The organism is Oligoflexus sp. (genome assembly GCF_035638955.1).
Taxonomy (GTDB): domain Bacteria; phylum Bdellovibrionota_B; class Oligoflexia; order Oligoflexales; family Oligoflexaceae; genus Oligoflexus.
Genome location: NZ_DASQYZ010000016.1, coordinates 1 through 19,160, shown reverse-complemented (window position 1 = coordinate 19,160; position 19,160 = coordinate 1). Strand labels below are relative to the sequence as shown.

The window sequence follows — 19,160 nt, the reverse complement described above, 5'->3', positions numbered from 1 at the left end:
TTGGGAACACAGAAAGATACCGCAAGGCTTTCAGATCAAAACAGGATCATTTTCCGAAGATTCGCGCGGTCGATGGTATGTTAATATTACCTGTGAAATTCCTGATGAGAACTGGTTTCAGGAACCTGCGCCCTTTGGTTCTGACGCTGGCATCGATCCGGGGATGAAAACCATCCTGACGACATCTGATGGCACGTCCTATAGCCGGGAAAACATTACGCAACGATATGCCCAGCAGCTTGCGAAAGCGCAAAGGCTTCGAAAGAAGCGTCATGCCAAAAAAATCAACGCGAAAATAAAAAACTCGAGGCAGGATTGGAATCACAAAAAATCCTTTGAGCTGTCCAAGCAGTATCAGACGATATTTTTTGGCAATGCTTCGTCTGGAAAGTTTGCCAGAACCCGAATGGCCAAAGGTGTCTATGATGCCGGTTGGCATCAGATAAAAACCTTCCTCTCATACAAGTCCCTGAGGCGGGGAGGAAGAATGCTCGAAATCAATGAGCGAAATTCCACGGTCACTTGCTCGATCTGTCTTTTAAAGACAGGTCCGAGTGGACTCAGTGGCCTTGGTATAAGAGAGTGGTTATGCATTTGCGGAGCGGTTCACGATCGCGATGTCAACGCTGCGAAAAACATTCTCCGTCTCGGACATGAGACGCTGAGCCTTGGGCATATTGCCTGAAGCAAGGGAAGCTCCCTCCATAGCCGTACTCCGCTTGGAGGGAGAGGATGTCACAAACGAACCAAGTTCTGTTTCTTGAAACACACTAAGGAGAATACCAATGAGTTACGTGAAAACAGATCGATTCGCGGCAGGTTTGATAAGCACGCTTTTGCTGGCCGCGCCTGCCGCGGCCCAGACCCCTTACGAAGGTTCGCTTTTCCGCGACGTCTGGGGCCAGGTCAGTTCTGATCCTTATGCAGCGCTGCCTCAGGAAGAGGTCAAGGTCACACGATTTTTTAGTGGACTGAAAGATCTGATGCTGGACAGCTCCAAGCGGACTCTGTCGAATCAAAGCGATCTCCTGCCTTATTTTGACAAGCTCGTGCATCCCAATGGTATCTGTTTGAAAGGCACCTGGAACATCACGGAAGCCAACCCCTACTCAGGCGCCTTCCGGGTTGGGACCAGGGCCAAGATCATCGCGCGGGCGTCCACGGCTTTGACCAACACCAAGGCGGATGGTAACCGGGCTTTTGGCTTTGCTGGCAAAATTTTTCCAACATCGGATGAATTTCATGGTGACCCGCTGAAAACAGCCAACTTCTTTACGATCGAGGATTTGGGTGGAACCCGTAAGCAGCATTATATGGATTCGGTCAACACCAACGATATCATCCTGATTTCACCGAGCGTAACGGCCTTTTTCAAAGGTCTGGAAGGTTTGGTGGTGGCGCGCGATTTCCCCCTGGCCGAGGGCAGCAACCTGCAGACGGCTCTGATTCGGGAATTGTATCCCATCAGTGAATTGGGTCTGAAAGAAGGTGAAACCGCGGTCACTCCCATCTGGCTGAAAATTGATGCTGCCGATGGAATGCCCCGCATTGATGAAGCGGATTTCCGTGATGAGCTGAATCTCGCCAACTATCCCGGCGGTCTTCGCTTCCGTATTTCAGTAGCCAGCGAAGGCAGCCGCTTTGGAGCCAAAGCCTGGCAGACCATAGGCTTCATTGATGTCGAGGAATCTGTGGTGTCCGAAAGCTGTGACCATCGCCTGCACTTTTCGCACCCACGCGCTCGTAAGATTTACTAAGAGAGTTTTGTGAAATCGGGCCCCATCGGGGCCCCAATCCTCAGCTCTGTCCTGGAAACGCCCGTGCGTACGGCTTGGGTACCAGTGCTTCCGTTTTCGCATGCAATTCCTTTTGAGCCCGAAGCGGCCAGTAAGGATCGCGCAGCAGTTCCCGAGCAAACAGAACAAGGTCCGCCTGCTCATTGCGAATGATGGCATCGGCCTGCATGGATTGTGTGATCATGCCCACGGCGCCGGTGGCAATCCCCGCGCGTCGCCGAATGGCTTCCGCAAAAGGCACCTGGTAGTTGGCTCCGACTGTGATACGCGCCTGGGAGGACAAACCACCTGAGCTGCAATCAATCAAATCCACCGTTTCCTTTTTCAATTCCTGAGCCAATGTGATCGAATCCTCGATCGTCCAGCCGTCCTCGACCCAATCCGAACATGAAAGCCTGACGGCCAGGGGCAGCGATTCCGGCCAGACCTTACGCACCGCGCGCACGGTTTCGATTAGCATGCGGCAGCGGTTGTCAAAGCTGCCGCCATAGGCATCCTGCCGCTGGTTGCTTAACGGTGACAGAAAACTGTTCAGCAGATATCCATGCGCCGCATGCACTTCCAAAAATTGAAAACCAGCGGCCAACGCTCGTTCTGCAGTTTTGGTAAAGGCCGCAATCGTGGATTGTATCTGCTCCACACTCATGGCTTCCGGCGTGGCATAAGTCTCACTGAAGGGCAGGGCGCTGGGCCCGATGACCTGCCATCGACCTTCCTCCACCGTCAGTTCCCGGTCCCCCAGCCATGGAGCTTTGCGGCTGGCCTTGCGACCTGCATGCGCAATCTGAATGCCGGGCACCGCGCCCTGCTCCCGTACGAACCGGGCGATACGAGCCAGCGGCTCAGCATGGGCATCGGACCAGAGTCCAAGATCCTGATCGGTGATGCGCCCCTCAGGAGTGACCGCGGTCGCTTCGACCATGACGAGACCCGCGCCACCTACCGCGCGGCTTCCGAGATGCACGAGATGCCAGTCGGTGGCAAACCCCTGATGACAACTGTACTGACACATCGGTGATACGGCGATGCGATTGCGTAAGGTCACGGTGCGCAGTTTGAGAGGTTCAAAAAGATGGCTCACAAGGTCTCCTCCATGATCAAGGGTTCATGCGGTACGCATCCTTCAAAGGCCAAATTTCCTGCGTCCAAACCTGGTCGAAACCGGCAGGATCGGCATCCGCTTTCATAATCATCTGCTGATAAAAGGCTTCCTGATTGGGCTCAATGTTATGATTCAATACCATTTTCAGCGCGTATTCCGAAAAATCACGGATCAAAAATCCAAAGATTTGATTCTTCAGAGCGGCTCCCGTTCGGTAAATACGCGTGTTCTCCAGGATCAACTGACTGTAGGCAATCAGGGTGAAAAGTTCGCCATTGGCCAGCATGAAATCGACGTTCTTCTGCTGAGCATCCGTGGGCGGGGCTTCGCTGATGAGCTTTTTGAAGAGATCGATCTGCTTTTGGAAGAGCAAAACGTTGGACGACGTTTCTCCTTCGAAGGCCTTACGGAAATCACCAAAGCGAATGTCACCCAAGCCGCCTGAGTTCTGGCGGAACAGATAGGCATCATCGACGGCTTCACTTTTTTGCGGCACATCAGGATAAGAGACATGACCGAAAAAATAATTCCGGATGAACTTGATAATCAAAGCCATGTTAACATGCGTGGTGCCCTCGAGCTTGGGCAGCATGCCGATATCCCGAATCGCCATTTCAAAGTAAGTATCCTGCTCAAATCCTTTGGCTGCGATAATATCATGCAGCATGCCCACCACCTTTTCACCCTGACTGGTGACCTTCATTTTCATGATGGGGTTGAAGAGGAGGTAGCGTCGATCTTCGGGCGAGGCGACACGCATATAGTCACAGGCCCGCAGCCCATAAAGTTTCATAGCTACGAGCCGAGCATAGGCCTCGGTGAAAAGTTTTTTCACATGCGGGAAATCAGTGACCTTGCGTTTGTAAAGGACCCGATTCGCAGCATGATCGATGGCTTCATAGAAAGCATGGGTGGCGATGCCGACGGAAGCGAAGCCCAGTTCGAATTTACCAATATTGATCGTATTGAGTGCCGCATTCCAGGCCTGCTCGCCACTATGCAGAATATCCTTGTCCTGCAGCGCGTAATCCTGCAGAGCGAATTCCGCTACAAATGCGGGCCGAACACCTGAAGTGGCCACTTTCTTTTTCACCTCATAGCCGGACTGTCCTGGACGGGACACAAAGAACACATAATCCCCGGTCTTATCCCACTTGCCAAACGTCGACACCATCGCGGCCTTGTTCGCATTACCGATATAGTATTTGCTACCCGTCGCTTGCCACGGACCGGCTTCATTCTTGCGAACGATCATGTCGGTGGAATAAATATCCGCGCCATGGGTTTTTTCAGATAGTCCGAACGAAAACAGGCCGCCGTCGCGCAGAGCCGCGGCTGCCTTGTGCTTGGCATCCTCGTTATCACTCATCCAGATCGGGCCAAGGCCGAGGATGGTGCATTGCCAGGCATACCAGTAGGAAAGGCCATAAAAGCCGAGGATTTCATTGAATTCAGCAATCCGCCACATGTCCCAGCGACTGTCTTTTTCACCATAGCCCGCCGGTGTCAGAAGACGGGCCAAAATTTTTTCCTCACCCAGGAACTGGAAAAAATCATCGTGCCATGTCGAATTCTGATCATCTTTTTTAAGCGCTGCGAGCCCCTTCTGCTCAAAAAAGCTGATGGTCTTTTCGACCATTTCCTTGGACTGAGCATCAGGATGAAAACGGCTGTACTGCTTGGGATTCAAAAGGAACATGCAGAGACTCCCGCTGATGGATGTGATGGAGGCTCAGGTTAGCCTGCTTCCGTCGGGCTGTCCAGCACACAGACTATGGGATAATGGTCCGACGGCAACTGGCGTCGGTCATGAAACGTTGTGGGTAACATGATTTCCTGCTGGTCATCATCAAAACGGTAGCGGTAAACATAGGTTAATTCATGGTTCAGCTGCTGGTGCAAAGCCGTCGGCAAAAAGATAAAATCGAGCTGTTGAGCGAACAGATTGCGGCTGAAAAAAGTCACATGGGTGAGGCGCTCATGTTTGGGCCGGCCTGACAGCCATAGCGCATCCTCCAAATCGGTTTGCTCGTAAATAGGGAGAAACTCCGAGGCCGTGCCGTCGCGCGAAGCATTGCCGTTAAAGTCCCCGACGATCATGACGGGAACCCCGTGCTTCTTTTGAAGCGAGGCATAGATATCGATCAGCGCTTTGACTTCCGCGGCCCGTCGCACCTGGCCACCCGGATCAATGCCCTCCATATCGAAGCCCGATTTCAGATGCACCATCAAGAGAATCAGGATCAATTCTTTTTGATCATTGCGTATCATAAGCGCAGGAATATCCCGCGACAGCCGACGCTCGGCCGGTTTACCGAGGTCCATATAGGTGGCCGCCTGGACCGCGATCGCAAACTTATGAGGGTCATCTTCATGCGGGTAGGTGAAAGGCACGCGCCAGTGCATATGGGTTTTCAGCTTCACGTGAAGCGGCAGGCCTTTTTTCACGAGAAAGCCGTTTTCAATGCCGCGATGCGACTGCGAAGGGACCAGAAGAACGTCATAGCGATTGTGCAGAAACCATTCGTTGAAACGCACGAGGGACTCATGCCCACCCACCTCGCAAAGACCCAGAATATCCGGGTCCTCCTCGTGAATCATGCGGGCTATCCCCCGCAGCTGCAGGAGTGATTTCAAACGCACTTCGTCCGGGGCCAGCAGTTGCCATTGTTGCTCGGACAGATGTTCCACATCACGGAATGAAACTTCATAAGCAGGATTCAAAAACAGATCCTGGGCATTGAATGAAACTATTTTGATCCGACTCGGCCAACGTTTCGTGGGCGAGGGGTGTTCTGCGTCGTGTGATGACAAGTCAAAATCCTTATGATAAACGTGATCCAGCTTGAGCCACAGGGAGGTAGGCGATGGCTGATCAAAACCGCCGCTTTCTAAGGGACCGCGCGGATCCCCGCAGCCCTTTCCAGGTTCTGCGCAACCGAAGAAAAGGCTTTCTTACGGAATGGACCACCTCGCACAAAGGCCAGGTATATGTGGCCAGCTGCGACGGTTTGAAACATGGTGTCTATAAAATAGGCAAATCCACCGATCACTTCAGTCGACGGTCCCAGGCGCTGTCACAGCCCACCGGAGCCCCGGGCTTTTATTTTCCCGTGTACCGTTTGGAAAGTGATGTCTTCGACCAACTGGAAAAGGATATCTTTCAAGCCCTGAGCGCCTTTCGTCTGCATAAGCGCAAGGAGTTCGTCGAATGCCCCCTGGAGCAGATTGTCAAAAACTTACGCTCCCGGCAAAGGGAATGTGCACCGGACCTGGGTTTTGCGGAACATTTTTATTATCCGATCGAGGAATTCGAAGAGCATCTGGAACAGCTCTACCAGGAGTTCTTGCTGCACCCCGGCCCTCAGCAGTGGCCGATGGTCTGCATTTTCCTGAGTTTGATTTCGGGGTTGGCACCGGCGGAGATCCTGATGCGCGTCGGCCATATGCGGGAGGACCTGCCGCCTTTGATGGGTGGACTTGTGGATGCGGATGATGTGCGGTGGCTGGTCGCCTATATGCGAAGCCTGCTGCGTCACGGCCATATCCCCTTGGCTGAGGATCTGGAGGATGAATCCCTGGAGTGGTCGCTGATGTGGCTTGAGGAAAGGCTTTGGGATGCCATCCATTCTTCAAGCTTTTTGCGAAAAATCCAGACCTTCAGTGATCTGCCCTCGACCGAGAGTTTCTGCTCCATGCTGCATGGCAAAGCCTGCCAGTATTGGGGGGAGGGGACTGAGCCGGGAGCTGAGGTCCTGGAAAACGCCCTGCAGCGTATGCGTAGCCGGCTGGATTTCCACTTTATTTAAGCGCTTTTTCGACCGATAAGCCCTGGAGAAGATACAACCAGGGCCCCATGATGCAGCCGACAGGTTTCTTACGCAATCAGCTGAGCGAACCGGAGCAGATCAAAATATTGTATCTGGCGACCGGTTGCGGCATGTTTGCCTATTTGCCCTTTGGTTTTGTTTATCCTCTTCTGTTGGGTCCCCTCACGATCGATCATCTTTGGGAACGGACCGTTTTGGCTTTGATTGCTTCTCTTGGGCTTTTGCTGCCGCACTCGTCGCGGACTCGACCCTGGATGCAAGCCTTTATCTATTCCCTTTGTTTTATATTCTCGGCTCACCTTTTTTCCTTGGTGGTGCGGAATGATATGAATGTGGCCTATCAGTTGGGCTACATTTGCACGATCGCCTTGATCGCTTTTTATCTCGACACCAGCTTTATTTTCTTTTTATACGTCATGCTCAATGCCGTCCTGCTCGTTCTATCCCTCTTTTATAAAATCTCCTATGAAAGTCTTTTCTTTGGCATGATCATCGGCACCATTCTAGGTATTGAGTGGTTGGCCCTGCTGTCCCGCCTGCGCGTGATGAAGTCACTGGAGGAAAGCCGCGCCGAGGTCATGCAGGGAGCCGCGGCCATCCAGGAAAAAAACCGTAAAATTCAGTCCATTTTGGAAAGTATCCAGCAGGGAGTTTTAACGGTTGAGAGCACGGACGGAAGGATAGGGGCCGAGTGCTCCACCTTTCTCTATCAGCTGATGGGCTGTGAACATCCGGATGAATTGCGCCATCTCAAGGATATTTTGGAGCGCACGCAACTCTCTAAAGATCAAGTCGAACAGGTGCTGTCTGCCGTGGCGTGCATTATTCACGAGAATGATATAGCCTTTGCCTTGAACTACCACATGTTTCCCCGCAGCCTCAGGGAAGGGACCGGCGCCACCGCCCGGTATTGGGAACTCGACTGGAACCCTGTGTATGACAGTGATGGACTGGTGGTGAACCTGCTCGTCTGTATTCGCGATGTGACGGAGCTGCACCAGCTGCGCCTGGATGCGGCACGAGGTCAACAGGAATTGAGCCTGCTCGCTGAGCTGGTCAACATACCCAGAGACCGTCGCGAAAGTGTTCTCGATGCTTCCGCGAATCTGCTCACAACGGTCCCGTTGACCCAGGACGCATCACCCGCCCAAATTCTGCGCATGGTGCATACATTAAAGGGCAACGCGCGAAGCTTTGGTCTTTTGACCCTGGCGGATGCGGCCCATGAATGCGAAAGCTTGATTCAACAAGGGCAAAAGCCTGGCCCTGAACTTTTTGAGCCACTGGGTGATCTGCTCCTGCACTACCGTCGCATCGCGGAAGACAAATTGGGGGATAATGGCAAGCGGGATGATCTGGTGTCCATCCCCAGGCAGCAGCTCCGAGCCGCCGTCACCGTGCTGAATCAACTGACAGCCGTGCAGCGTGAAACTCTGCAGCCTCTTTTTCAAGCGATCCATGGTTACCTGCATGTTTCATTTCAACACATTGTCGCCCCGCTTCTGCATTCGTTGCCGCAACTTGCCAAGGATCTAGGCAAGTCGCCACCGGTCGTCCAGATCGTGGATCCAGGCTTGCGTCTGCAGCAGGAAGGCCATGATCTGATTCGCAACGTCATTCTCCATCTTTTGCGCAATGCCCTCGATCATGGCTTGGAGAGTCCCATGGAACGGTCCAGGGCCCAGAAGTCACCTGAAGGGCATATCTGGATGGTATTGAAACCCTTGAATGAGGGTCTGGAAATTCTGTTTCACGATGATGGTCGCGGCCTCAATCTAGCCGGAATCCAGCGGATAGCGGTGGAAAAGGGTGTGATCCAGACCGATACTCCGCTGAGCCCTCACGAAGTCGCGGATTTGATTTTTCACGCCGGCATCTCGACCAAGAAAAGGGTCACGAGCATTTCAGGACGCGGGGTCGGACTGGATGCCGTGCGGTCCATGCTGGAAGAGGCTGGAGGCAGCATTCAACTTAACCTGGACGAAGTGAAGGGCCTCGAACCCGTTTCGTTTACATTCGTCCTGCACCTGCCTCACACGTTTATGGCTCAATAAAGATTTTTGCTCGCATAGCCCATATAACCCAGCTTGAGACTGCCCGTAAATTGAAAGCCGAAGTCAGGATGCACGCGACGCTTCAGCAAGGATGACCAGAACGGCCACTCCAGAAAGCGTGGACGCAAACCCTGAAATTCCGCCACATTCAAACCAGCCTTGTCCGCCATGACCTTGAGTTCGTCCGGCTTGATGAAGAGATGCCACACGTGAAAATGTTTGGGGCAGTCGCGCGCGATCAACTCGACCGCATCGATAGCTAGAAATTTGGCTGGCAGCGTGCGGTTGAAGGTATAGAATATCATAAGCCCGTGGGGCTTCAAAACTCGTGACGCTTCCGCAATGGCCCGGCCTGGTTCATCCACGTGTTCCAAAAAATCCATCAGCAGAACGGCATCAAAGGAAGCGTCCGCAAAAGGCAGTTGATAGGCATCGGCAGGTTGGTAGTCCACCAGCGCCGAGGCGGGAGCATGACGCCTGGCGACGTCCAGTGATCCAGCCGATTGATCCACGCCGGTGACGTGGTACCCGTTTTCTGCCAGCCTATTGGATAAAAATCCGGCGCCGCAGCCAATGTCGAGAAGGCGGGAACCTGAGTCCACTTGATTTTTGCGTAGGATGTTTTGCACGTAATCGAGTTTCAGCCGCGATTCCGCACGCAGCAGAGCGATAATATGTTGATCATCATTGTACCAACGTTCGCCCAGGTCGTCGTAAAATTGATTGTTCACGGCTGGCTGTAAAGTGTTTGCGGTCATGGTAGACATTCCAATAGAGATGTTGATAAAGGCCCCACATAAAAACAACGGGAGGCAGCATCTTCAAAACGGGATGACTCGGATCCAAATACCAGACGAGTCCCGCCACCAACAGAATGGGGCCGTGCAGAACAAAAAGCATCGCGTGACACCACTGTTCGGCACCGGTGCAGGCGGTCGCATGAATCCATTCATCCTTGGTAATCAAAACGCAGGACACCAGCGCGAGCCCACCATAAACCACGAGCAGGGTGGGGCTCGGCGCCCAAAGGGCAGGAACAACAAGCGCCAGCAGAAAAACGCTGGTATCCACAACATGGCCCCAGCGTTCAAAAGGGGGAAGGCCGCGACGGCGATGAAATATAAATTCATCCACCGCCATGATCAGGCCCTGCAAGGCCGTCAGCGCGATAAAAAGAAAACCGAGAAACGCTGTCATGTCAGCTGCCCTTGGCCAGGAGGTTGATCATTAAAGTCAGACCCGGACCAAACGCGAGCGAAACGATGCGTTCCCCTGGTTTGACCTGCGGATCCGCCTGCATCGAGGCCCAGATATGCGGCAACGTGCTGGACGACATATTGCCGAATTGATGTAAAATCGCTTTGCTATGACTCACGGCTTCTTCATCGAGACTGAGGGCTCGCTGCACGGTTTCAATGATCAAAGGCCCACCGGGATGCACCGCGAAACGGCCAACATCCTGTATCCGCAGGCCATGACGATCGAGAAAGAGACTGACGTGTTCGCGTAGAACCTCACCGATTTTCAAGCCTACTTTTTTGCTCAGGACCATACGAAAACGGGAGTCACCCGGCGTCCACGTCATGCATTCCGCGGAATCGGGAATCAATGTTTCGGCATGATCCAGCACCGCCAGGCACTGAGGCGAGGGATCGCGACTCACATCCATGCGCGCGGCGCCATCGGCGAACAGAATATTGGCTACGATTTGATCCGGTTCCCAGGCGGTGGGAGCCAGATGCAAACTGCAAAATTCCACCGAAAAAATGCTGACAGGACGCTTGGTGTTGGGATGACTGGCAAGTTCTGCAGCCAAATTCAAGGCCGGTACAGAAGCGTAGCAACCCATATGACCCAACTTTAAGAGTCGGGTTTGACTCTGCCAGTCTTTTTCCAGAAGCAGTTTTTGCGCGGTATAAGGCGCATCGTAACCGGTGCAGGACACTTCGATGAGGTAGGCAGGGGCATCCTGCGCATCATCAAAGGCCGTGTGGGCCATGGTCAGCGCATGCTGCGAAAAAGTTTGCATGCGTCTTTCCAGTGGAGGAGTCATCCAAGGCGTCGCTGTTCCATCCACGCGACTGTCGTCTTTAAACAGCATCATGTCTTCCCAGTCCGTATGACTGTAATCACGCAACACGGAACGACGGGAACCGATGCTGGTGTTCCCAAGGAAACGTTCATAGAGCTGCAGAGCGCGCGATCGTTGCCGATCGGACGTAGAGGAGTTGGATGCAGAACGCTGCAAAGCCTTCATGAGCCAACCTATGGCGTCTTTTTGTTCGAGGCAAAAAGGCGCCTGAACAGGTACAATACGATTGAGATAAACCATGGCCATCCACCTGTAACTTGAATTGATGCCGGGATTAGGTCCCTATGCGGCCGTCCGGGTGAGGTTGCAATATACGGGCCGGTCGATCGTTTACTCCGGTGAGTTTTGAAGCGGAGGATGCCATGAAAGAAGGTTGGTTGAGTCTCTTGGGTTTGGTCCTGCTTGCACAGGGTTGCTGGCATGCACAGGATGATCGGGGGCAGGGCACAGTCCTGGGTCCTGAGCTGGCCCCAATTGCCGTTGGTGTAGCTGTGTATAAGGAAATTCAGGAAGTTGAATTGAATCTGGAATTTGTGGTGAGCAGCCGATGCGTGCGCGTGACTCCACTCGATAGCTATCGTTTGACTTTACAAAGGCTGGTTGGCGTGCAGCAGGAAACGCTGGTGGACCAGTATGTGTCGACTCGTTACAAGCTGGTGAAGCATCCAAGGCTAACCACGGGCCGTTACGAGCTTCGAGTCTTTCATCAGGACCAGCCCAAAAAACTGGTTAAAAAAGTTTTCTCTATCAACGAAAAAAATCCGTTGGTGCTGGTGGATGTGCCTTGTTTGGATTGAAGAGAAAAGAAAAGGCGCCCGCTTGGGGCGCCTGGAGCGATTATTGACTGATCTTAACCACGCCTTCAACAACGGAAGGGGCACCTGTCAGGACTGGGATAGCCCCATTGTTCGGTGATTTGAACGCGCTGATCGTGGGCAATTCCGGACTGCTGGTGGCCAGCGTTCCGCATTCGCCTAGATCCTTTTGTTTCATGGCAAGTTCCATATCCAGGGCTTTCACCTTGTACTGGTTGGAGTCGCCCAACAAGGCGCCGTCTTTCAGCGCGAATTGAGCTTTCCAGAAACCATTATCATCAGAGCCGCTGGGGATACCCCAGAGGTTGCCGAAGCCTTCATAGGTCAGAAGATAAGGTTTGTCATAATACTTGGAGCTGGACGCACCCGAGCGATCGTTGGCCTGGCTGTGGGTGTATTTCAAGAACATGGGCGAATCAAAGGCCACGGTCTGACCATTGGCATCCCGCAGCGCAATGTACTGGTTCCAGGAGTTGGTTCCGGTTTCCCAGGTGTAGTACACATTTTCTTCCCAAGCGCCAAACGGATTGCTCAGCTCAGCGGCCACCAGGGCACCCGACATCACATAAGTCATGCCCGTTGAACTATCGGTGATTTTCACGGCCTCGCCTGATTCCGCGTCGATCAATTCCATGGTGCTGGCATTGAACGTATAGACCTGCTTCAGAGCGCTGGCCATCGCAGCCTGATCGCCCCAGTCAGTGACAGCGGCCATGTTTTCATCATCATAGGTGGAGTTGGATGAATCGGTGATGGCACCGCGCGGACACTGCTGGTAGCAGTACAGAGTCAGGTTGCTGGCGGAGCCCGTCACGTTCTCTTCTTTGTAATAGTAAGCGTTGGTGCCGACGATCGCACCCTCGTTATCCGAATAGACAACGACGGAGCCGCCGAGGGACTGCGACCAGAAATTGTTAGGGAATTTATCGCCGTAATCCTTGCCGAGGGTGTAGTCGACTGGAGTGGCGAGGTATTCCGTTGTTCCATAGTCACCGCTTGTACCGATTTTTTCGAAGGCATTTTTGCTGCTGTTATAGGCAATGATGGAAGAACCGTTCACGTCCCACACGTTGAATTCAACTCCAGCCAATTTGCTGAGGGCCAGGGTTTCTTTCGAACGCTTCATCAGTTTACCAGGAGATGCCTTCACTGTATAAGGAGTGGTCGCGCCGGTATCATAGTCCATGCGCTGCACAGACATGCCATCGGTCACGGCCGCTTCACCCAACCAAACGCCCCAGTAGCCAGCCCAACCGTAGATGGTTTCGCCGTTCTGTTCGATGGTCACAGGAAAGCCAGAATTCAGATCCTTGCGCGAGCCGCTGGTGGCATCGTAAAGACCATAGCGGTAGACGTTATAATCAAATTCATCTTTGGCCAGACACTGACTCGTTCCAGCGGCCACGTCCTTACGCAGAAAGCGACTGGAGTTGAACGCAGCGAGGTATTCGCTGTTGGTCATTTCGGTCAGACCAGTCGAGGCTACGGATTCGACCTTTCCTTCGCCTTCACCTTCGCCGACTTTCGACATCGAGTTCCAGTTTGGTATCAGCGTGCGGACCACACCACCCACAACTTCGCCAAGGGCGGAATCGTAGTCCAGAATGGAGGCGAGGCTTTGCGAGAATGTTTCCTCGCCGAAGCTGGATTGTTCGACGAAATTCAGGCTGATTTTACCCGAATCCGAGGCGCGTTTGGCTTCGATGAAGCCTTTTTGAATCGAGGTGTCATTGGCATCAAAGCCTTCCCAGGTCAGCTTAAAGATTCCCAGCGGGTTTTGTTCGTTTTGACCTTCGGCGATCACCATCTTGACGTGCATCTTCTGTTCGCCATCGCTTTCGTTCATGGAGAACCAGGCTTTGACGATCAGCGGATGCATTTCCGATTCACGCACCGACTCCACAAAGACTGTGGTCAGATTTTTTTGCTTGCTGGCGGATTGATCCTGGCTGCCGCCGCTGGATGAGCTCGACGATTCGCCGCCTCCTTCATTGAAGCAGGTATCCATGTCCGCTTGAGCGATGTAAGGGCCTTTGCCGGCCATCTCAATATAGGCTGCCTGATTGAAGAAGCAGAGGATGCCGCTGACCTGCTTCAGCGAGTCCAACGAAGGATCATAGACATTGGTGCGGCCCTTATCCGTATCATAGTCGGTGGACGCGAGTCGCAAGGATGCGCCTTCTTGCGCGCCGACACCCAGAATGTCGATTGAGTTGATCGCCAAGGCACCTGTGGCCACGGCCGCACTCAAAAGCGTATCTTCACTGGCTTCTGTAGCAAGCGCGGTGACCGCGGCTGCACCGGAACTTTTCTTTTTCTTACTGCAAGCCACACCGTTCACCAGAGAGGTGGCAATCAGTGCGGTGGCCAAAGGTAGAAACTTCATACAAACTCCAACATTTTTGAACTGACACTGTCATCCAAACAGGTGACAGGTTCCCAATCGGCTTGATGGTAGCGAACATAAGGCCGGTAATATTTACCAGTTGGACAGGGGTCTTGCAGAATTCTTACAGGGAATAGAGAAATAGCGAGAAACGAATTTCGGGCAAAGGGCCATGGAGCTATAAGGTCATTTATCGGAAGACAAGAATTAAAGCGCAGCATGAGGTCATTTCCTTCAAAAATCCTTGAGTTAAGAATTATTGACACAACGTGCGCGTCGCATTCTCGGTAAGATTTTGACCTCTGTATCACACTTTTCTTTACGCTGTTGATTCCCTGTCATTTTCCTTCCTTGAGAAAGTCGTAGCTTATCGCTGGTGACATTTTTGCATCTTAAATTCCATAATCCCGAATAATTATGACCTATTGTAAGAACCAATGCAGGAGATCGCCCATGTCCCGTACCGGGAGTAAGCAACACATCGGAGCCGTGGCCCTCAGTGTGATGGCAACCGTCATCGCTGTCTTTGGCCAGAACAGTTTCCTTGGCGTCTTCACCGACGATCTGATGAGTCAGCTCGATCTCTCCTTCGCGCGTTTTGGGTTGATCCTCATGATAGCGACATTGGTTGCATCAGTCTTTGTGCAGAAGACCGGCCACTGGATGGATAGACTTGGAACCGTCAAGGCCAGCCTGTTGATGACTGCAGGTGGTGCTGCATCCCTCCTGATCTTTGGGATGGTTCCCTCACTCGCGGATCGCTTTTCGCCTCTGCTTGCCATCCTGGTCCTGGGTCTCGGCATGACAGGCTTTCGCCTCTTTTTTCGGGGCAGCTTTCGGTTGATTTCCTCGTCCATCGTCACTCAGGCCTTTAGCGAGAGACAGAGGGGAAAAGCGGTTGCCGTGAGTGGTGTTCTGAGTGTTGTTTTGAGTGCGCCCCTGCCGTTCCTTGCGCATTATTTTCACGCGGCCCGTGAGCAGGGGCTCCTTGTAGCCTGCATGCTGGGTGGCCTGATTCTTTTTGGGAGCTGTGCGTTGGCCATGCGCCATCACTTGAATGGGCCCGTTTCCAAGGCAGTCGTCCGCCACGATACGGATGACGCCATGCCCGCGACTCCCCTGATGGAGGCTCGTCAGCGTGCCGATTTCTGGCTGTATATGCTGGGCGTCCCTATGTATTCACTGCTCCTGAGTTCCGTGATTCTTTTTCTCAACTCCGTATCAGCCCATGCGGGGGTCGCTTACGCCAAAGGCCTTTCCTTTTACATCGGTGCGGCGGTCATAGGTATTCCGCTCTTCGTCTGGGCCTCGATGAACATGAAGAAAAGCCGCCTGGTGTTTCTGGTGTATCAGGTCAGCATCGCCGTTTCGTTTGCAGGTTTCCTGAACTTGGGCAGTTCGCTCGGACAATTCATGGCATTTTCCGGCTTTGGAGTGGCCTCGGCCCTCTATTCTGCTCTTTCCATGAACCTTTGGCCAAGGCTGTACGGCCGCAAGCATGCCAATCAGTTTTTTGGTTTCGCAGCATCCTTTGATTTGGTCGCCACGGCTGTGGGGCCCCTGCTCTTTGGGTTGGTTGTTGATGGGTTTTCGGTCGCATGGGCCTTGCGCATTGGTATCATGGTCCCCCTTGTGATGTCTGCACTCCTTGTTTTATCGCACCTGCTCCCTAAAAAGGACGACTCCGTGGCCCTGGTCATGTATCGTGGTACCGCTCGGTAGCGATGGCCTTTGCTGTTCACCAGATTCTGGGCCACGCCTGTGACGGCATTTTGGAAGAAGAGCTTCCGCTATTTTCCCAACCACCATTTTCAATGGTTGCTCTGGAATATGCTGACCCGTGCCGAGCAAGGGCAACTGGCGACATTGCTGGTCGTCGAACCGAAGCGCAAAGAAGGGAAGACCCTAAGCCTAGCCATTCATGAAGTGCTCGCCCAAAAAGGCGACAAATTCCAGGCTTTCCAATGCATCCGCGAGCAAGTTCGTGACATTTTCCATGCTGCCCATGGAAACAAGGATCTTTCAGGAAACGATTCTGTTTATTACGCCCTTCCCAAGGTCATGCTCCATTCTGAGGTTTTGCAGACCGAGGAAGTTCAAAGCATCATACAGGAACTGACAGCGAGCGGTGATGGATCGGCTGCCAGGAGGGCCGAAGCTTACTTTAAAGAGATCGTTTCGGATCGGCACTACACGATCGCGAAAGTCGTTAACTGGATGGTGACCCAACTCTTCAAACGCTGTTTTGTGAACCTGGAACTCCGAGGCATCGAACACATCAAGGAGCTCAATCGCAAGTACCAGGTCGTCTACCTGCCTTCCCATCGCAGTCATTTGGATTTTTTGACTATGTCCCACCTTACCTATGAGAGTGGGCTCGAGGCCCCTTACATTGCTGCCAGCAATCACTTGAATTTTTTTCCTGTTCGCTACATTCAGATGGTTTCCGGCTATTTCATTCGACGTAAGAAAATGGAACCCCTTTATAACGCCATACTCTATCAGTACATCAAAGCCATGCATCGCTATGGGAAATCTCATATGGTATTTGTGGAGGGTACCCGCAGCAAGACGGGCGAAGTTCTGCAGCCCAAGGCAGGGATTGTTTCGCAGTATCTGAATGCCTATATTGAAGAGCAAAAAAGGCCCCTTGTCTTCATTCCCATGAACATCACCTACGATTTCGTGCTGGAGGGCGATAGCTATCTGGAGCATATTCACGAGTTCATGAAGAAGGGGAATGTTTGGGACGCTGAGCACGCCAAAGCCTATGAACAGCACCTGAGCGATCGCAAGAATCAAGGGCGCTGGGCGAAGTTGAAAAAGCTGCTTCAAGCTTTCCGCGACATGAAACCCCAGGGAAGTGCCTACCTCACGCCTGGTGAGCTCATCTTCCTGAATCAGGTTCTGGAAGAACATCGGCCAGACTGGGCAGACCTGCCTATCTTGCGTCAGGAAGCTATTCCAGACGCCTGGATCAGGGACCTCGCGCGCCTGATCGTGCGGAAGGCCTGTACGGAAATCAACCGGGTTTCGCCGGTGACACCTCATGCTTTGATTTCCACAGCTCTTTTGGCGAGCAAAGGCCGCGCCCTTCCAGAAAGCGAACTGCGGGCCTATGTCGCGACAACCTCCGAATTTTGGCAAAGAGCCTACGGTGCCGAGGTCAAGACTTCGATCGAAACTCTGGAGGAAAACCTGTCCGTGATTCCTTACCTCAATCAATGCCGGCGCCGCGGTGAGCGCAGAGCGGCTGAAGCCTCTCCGGCCATTCGAGAATTACGGAAAGGCGATCGTCGCAAGGTCCAGAACGTCTTCCTTGCACCCCTCGACAGCATGCGCTCGACCTATAGTCGCAACAATATAGTTCATAGCTTCGTCATTCCTCATTTGATTTCCCGCCAACTGCTGAAGACCAGCATGGTTCTGCGTGAGGACATGCAGGAATTTTTTGTCAGCCACTATGAATTGCTGCGCGAACGCTATCAACTTCCCTGGGATGTCGCTACTGCCTGGGATATGGTGGAGCATTTTATCGTCATGTTCGAAGAGAGAGGCCTGTTGACTCAAAGCGAGGAAGCCATCGTCGTCAATCGCAATGAGACGGCGAATTCGATTCTGGGAATCTACGCGAGGGCTATTCACACGGCATGAGGGCCATGGGGCTACGTGGAGCCCCATGAAATATAACCTGGTGTGACCATCAAGTCGGTGCCCCGCCCGAAGCGTTGGATTGATGCGTCCGGCTTTCGCGACCGCGGTGATTGCCCTGGCCCGAAGGTCCTATGTTGCCTCGTTTGTTATCCTGGCCTTCTTTGACGTCAACATTAAACTGCTGATCAGCCGCTTCATCTTCATGCAGCTTTTGGGCGTGTTTTGTCGGTTCGCCGCCACTATTTTGTTTGCCCTGTTGTTTCTGTGTCATGGATGTCTCCTTTGTTTGAGGACCCTTCATGAGCCTTCATTATTTGGAGTGCAATATGCAGGCCGAGCTTTGGGTATTTTATTTCCGAAAACGGAGGTTTATATGCAGTCAGCACTCTTCGACGGAGCCGTAGCCGGATTGGTGGCCACAGTGCCCATGACCGGAGCCATGAAAATGATGCAACACCTGCCGTCTCTGCAGACCCAAGCGCTTCCACCCGAAAAAGTGGCTCGGGGCGTGGCACAGAAACTGGAGGTGTATCAGGACATGAATCCTACCGAGAAGGCAGCCTTCACATGGCTTTCTCATTTTGGTTTTGGTGCGGGAGCGGGCACTCTCTACCCCTTTGTCGTGCCCTCACCACAGCAACACGGGATCCTGAAAGGTATGCTCTTTGGTCTTGCAGTCTGGACCGTGAGCTATTCAGGTTGGATTCCTGCTGCCGGGATCTTGCGCTTTCCCACCAGGGAATCGAAGCCCTATGTCGGGCTTGAAATTGCGTCCCACCTGGTTTGGGGTGCTGTGCTCGGTGCAATGGCCGCCCGCATGCGCCGCGGGACACTGAAATCTTAAGAACTTTCCGATCCTCTTCCTATGTCATTGAACCCAGCTCGCCAAACGTTGTGCCTGCGCCTCAAGCTGAGACAAGCATAGCCTTGGTGAGTGCTGTAGAGCTTACAGGGTGAGTACTGATGCTCCAAGTTGTGACGACTGAATTGAAGAGGAATCGGAACATGACAATGAAGACTCTCAAAGCCCTTCCCGTATTGCTGAGCAGCGTAGCAGCCCTCAGCGCCCTAAATGCCTGCGGTAAAAAAGCCGAAAAAAGTGATTTGGATATCGTCGGCGGCCGTTTGGTGACCGCCCAGGATTCCGGTCCAGAAAAGGTTTCCACCGTTGGTTTGAATGGTTGTACAGGAACCATTATCGCCCGTGACTTGATCCTGACAGCGGCCCACTGTTATGACAATTCCGTGCAAGGTGGGTATGTTCTCTTCGGTATGCAATTCAATGGTAAAGAACGTAAGATTATTAGGTACCTAAGCAAAAGTCTTTGATCACTTTTTCTTTACGAACTCACGAAGCCAGAAATTGTCTGCCAGGACTCCGGCTTTTTTAAGCCGCTCACGTGGCGATAACGAACGCAAATGTGCACAGGC

17 protein-coding genes are annotated in these 19,160 nt (G+C 52.9%); 9 read left to right on the top strand and 8 right to left on the bottom strand.

The genetic code is table 11. The features are described from left to right. Together VE954_RS02090 and VE954_RS02085 are read left to right on the top strand one after the other, a co-directional pair. Positions 1–685 (top strand): transposase (locus VE954_RS02090; RefSeq protein WP_324949158.1); only part of this gene is annotated, 685 nt, incomplete at its 5' end. Positions 686–785: 100 nt separating this feature from the next. Beyond that, on the top strand, positions 786–1,757 hold the full coding sequence (locus tag VE954_RS02085; protein WP_324949156.1) for a hypothetical protein: 972 nt from the start codon (positions 786–788) through the stop codon (positions 1,755–1,757). A 40-nt stretch (positions 1,758–1,797) separates the two neighbouring features. Here VE954_RS02085 and VE954_RS02080 read toward each other — a convergent pair whose 3' ends face one another. Genes VE954_RS02080 through VE954_RS02070 form a run of 3 tightly spaced genes read right to left on the bottom strand, consistent with a single transcriptional unit; the run spans position 1,798 to position 5,712 of the window. Beyond that, entirely contained in the window at positions 1,798–2,877 is a 1,080-nt protein-coding gene (locus VE954_RS02080; protein WP_324949153.1) for an NADH:flavin oxidoreductase/NADH oxidase, read from the bottom strand. Positions 2,878–2,893: 16 nt separating this feature from the next. Beyond that, positions 2,894–4,597 carry an acyl-CoA dehydrogenase gene (locus VE954_RS02075; protein ID WP_324949151.1) on the bottom strand — a complete coding sequence of 568 codons (1,704 nt, stop codon included), beginning with the start codon at positions 4,595–4,597 and terminating at the stop codon, positions 2,894–2,896. A 38-nt stretch (positions 4,598–4,635) separates the two neighbouring features. Next, positions 4,636–5,712: an endonuclease/exonuclease/phosphatase family protein gene (locus VE954_RS02070; RefSeq protein WP_324949149.1), complete on the bottom strand. Its 1,077-nt coding sequence runs from the start codon at positions 5,710–5,712 to the stop codon at positions 4,636–4,638. A 53-nt stretch (positions 5,713–5,765) separates the two neighbouring features. Here VE954_RS02070 and VE954_RS02065 point away from each other — a divergent pair, with 53 nt between their 5' ends. Both VE954_RS02065 and VE954_RS02060 read left to right on the top strand, forming a co-directional pair. Further along, positions 5,766–6,707 (top strand): GIY-YIG nuclease family protein, encoded by a 942-nt coding sequence (locus VE954_RS02065; RefSeq protein WP_324949147.1) that lies wholly within the window; start codon positions 5,766–5,768, stop codon positions 6,705–6,707. A 47-nt stretch (positions 6,708–6,754) separates the two neighbouring features. Beyond that, positions 6,755–8,782 carry an ATP-binding protein gene (locus tag VE954_RS02060; RefSeq protein WP_324949145.1) on the top strand — a complete coding sequence of 676 codons (2,028 nt, stop codon included), beginning with the start codon at positions 6,755–6,757 and terminating at the stop codon, positions 8,780–8,782. Here the strand turns inward: VE954_RS02060 and ubiG are convergent. Genes ubiG through VE954_RS02045 form a run of 3 tightly spaced genes read right to left on the bottom strand, consistent with a single transcriptional unit; the run spans position 8,776 to position 11,114 of the window. Then, a complete protein-coding gene (gene ubiG, locus VE954_RS02055) occupies positions 8,776–9,540 on the bottom strand; it encodes a bifunctional 2-polyprenyl-6-hydroxyphenol methylase/3-demethylubiquinol 3-O-methyltransferase UbiG (RefSeq protein WP_324949144.1) in 765 nt (254 codons plus the stop codon). The two genes, VE954_RS02060 and ubiG, sit on opposite strands and share 7 nt — an antisense overlap. Beyond that, entirely contained in the window at positions 9,467–9,979 is a 513-nt protein-coding gene (locus VE954_RS02050; RefSeq protein ID WP_324949142.1) for a hypothetical protein, read from the bottom strand. The genes ubiG and VE954_RS02050 overlap by 74 nt, the downstream gene beginning before the upstream one ends. 1 nt (position 9,980) lies before the next feature. Next, positions 9,981–11,114 carry a type III polyketide synthase gene (locus VE954_RS02045; protein ID WP_324949139.1) on the bottom strand — a complete coding sequence of 378 codons (1,134 nt, stop codon included), beginning with the start codon at positions 11,112–11,114 and terminating at the stop codon, positions 9,981–9,983. Positions 11,115–11,236: 122 nt separating this feature from the next. On the opposite strand from VE954_RS02045, the gene VE954_RS02040 reads away from it, so the two are divergent. Next, complete coding sequence (locus tag VE954_RS02040; protein ID WP_324949137.1) at positions 11,237–11,671, top strand: hypothetical protein; 435 nt, start codon at positions 11,237–11,239, stop codon at positions 11,669–11,671. A 40-nt stretch (positions 11,672–11,711) separates the two neighbouring features. On the opposite strand, the gene VE954_RS02035 is transcribed toward VE954_RS02040, so the two are convergent. Next, positions 11,712–14,075 carry a hypothetical protein gene (locus VE954_RS02035; protein WP_324949135.1) on the bottom strand — a complete coding sequence of 788 codons (2,364 nt, stop codon included), beginning with the start codon at positions 14,073–14,075 and terminating at the stop codon, positions 11,712–11,714. Positions 14,076–14,528: 453 nt separating this feature from the next. Between VE954_RS02035 and VE954_RS02030 the strand changes: the two genes are divergently transcribed. Both VE954_RS02030 and VE954_RS02025 read left to right on the top strand, forming a co-directional pair. Then, on the top strand, positions 14,529–15,797 hold the full coding sequence (locus tag VE954_RS02030) for an MFS transporter (RefSeq protein ID WP_324949133.1): 1,269 nt from the start codon (positions 14,529–14,531) through the stop codon (positions 15,795–15,797). Positions 15,798–15,836: 39 nt separating this feature from the next. Continuing rightward, positions 15,837–17,729, top strand: coding sequence for a 1-acyl-sn-glycerol-3-phosphate acyltransferase (locus VE954_RS02025; RefSeq protein ID WP_324949131.1), 1,893 nt, complete (start codon positions 15,837–15,839; stop codon positions 17,727–17,729). Between the two features lie 49 nt (positions 17,730–17,778). Here VE954_RS02025 and VE954_RS02020 read toward each other — a convergent pair whose 3' ends face one another. Then, the gene (locus tag VE954_RS02020; RefSeq protein WP_324949129.1) at positions 17,779–18,000 is read right to left on the bottom strand and encodes a hypothetical protein; all 222 of its coding nucleotides are present in this window, start codon (positions 17,998–18,000) and stop codon (positions 17,779–17,781) included. A 102-nt stretch (positions 18,001–18,102) separates the two neighbouring features. Here VE954_RS02020 and VE954_RS02015 point away from each other — a divergent pair, with 102 nt between their 5' ends. Together VE954_RS02015 and VE954_RS02010 are read left to right on the top strand one after the other, a co-directional pair. Then, positions 18,103–18,573 (top strand): DUF6789 family protein, encoded by a 471-nt coding sequence (locus tag VE954_RS02015; protein ID WP_324949127.1) that lies wholly within the window; start codon positions 18,103–18,105, stop codon positions 18,571–18,573. Between the two features lie 161 nt (positions 18,574–18,734). Beyond that, positions 18,735–19,058 (top strand): trypsin-like serine protease, encoded by a 324-nt coding sequence (locus VE954_RS02010; RefSeq protein ID WP_324949125.1) that lies wholly within the window; start codon positions 18,735–18,737, stop codon positions 19,056–19,058. Positions 19,059–19,160 lie beyond the last annotated feature (102 nt).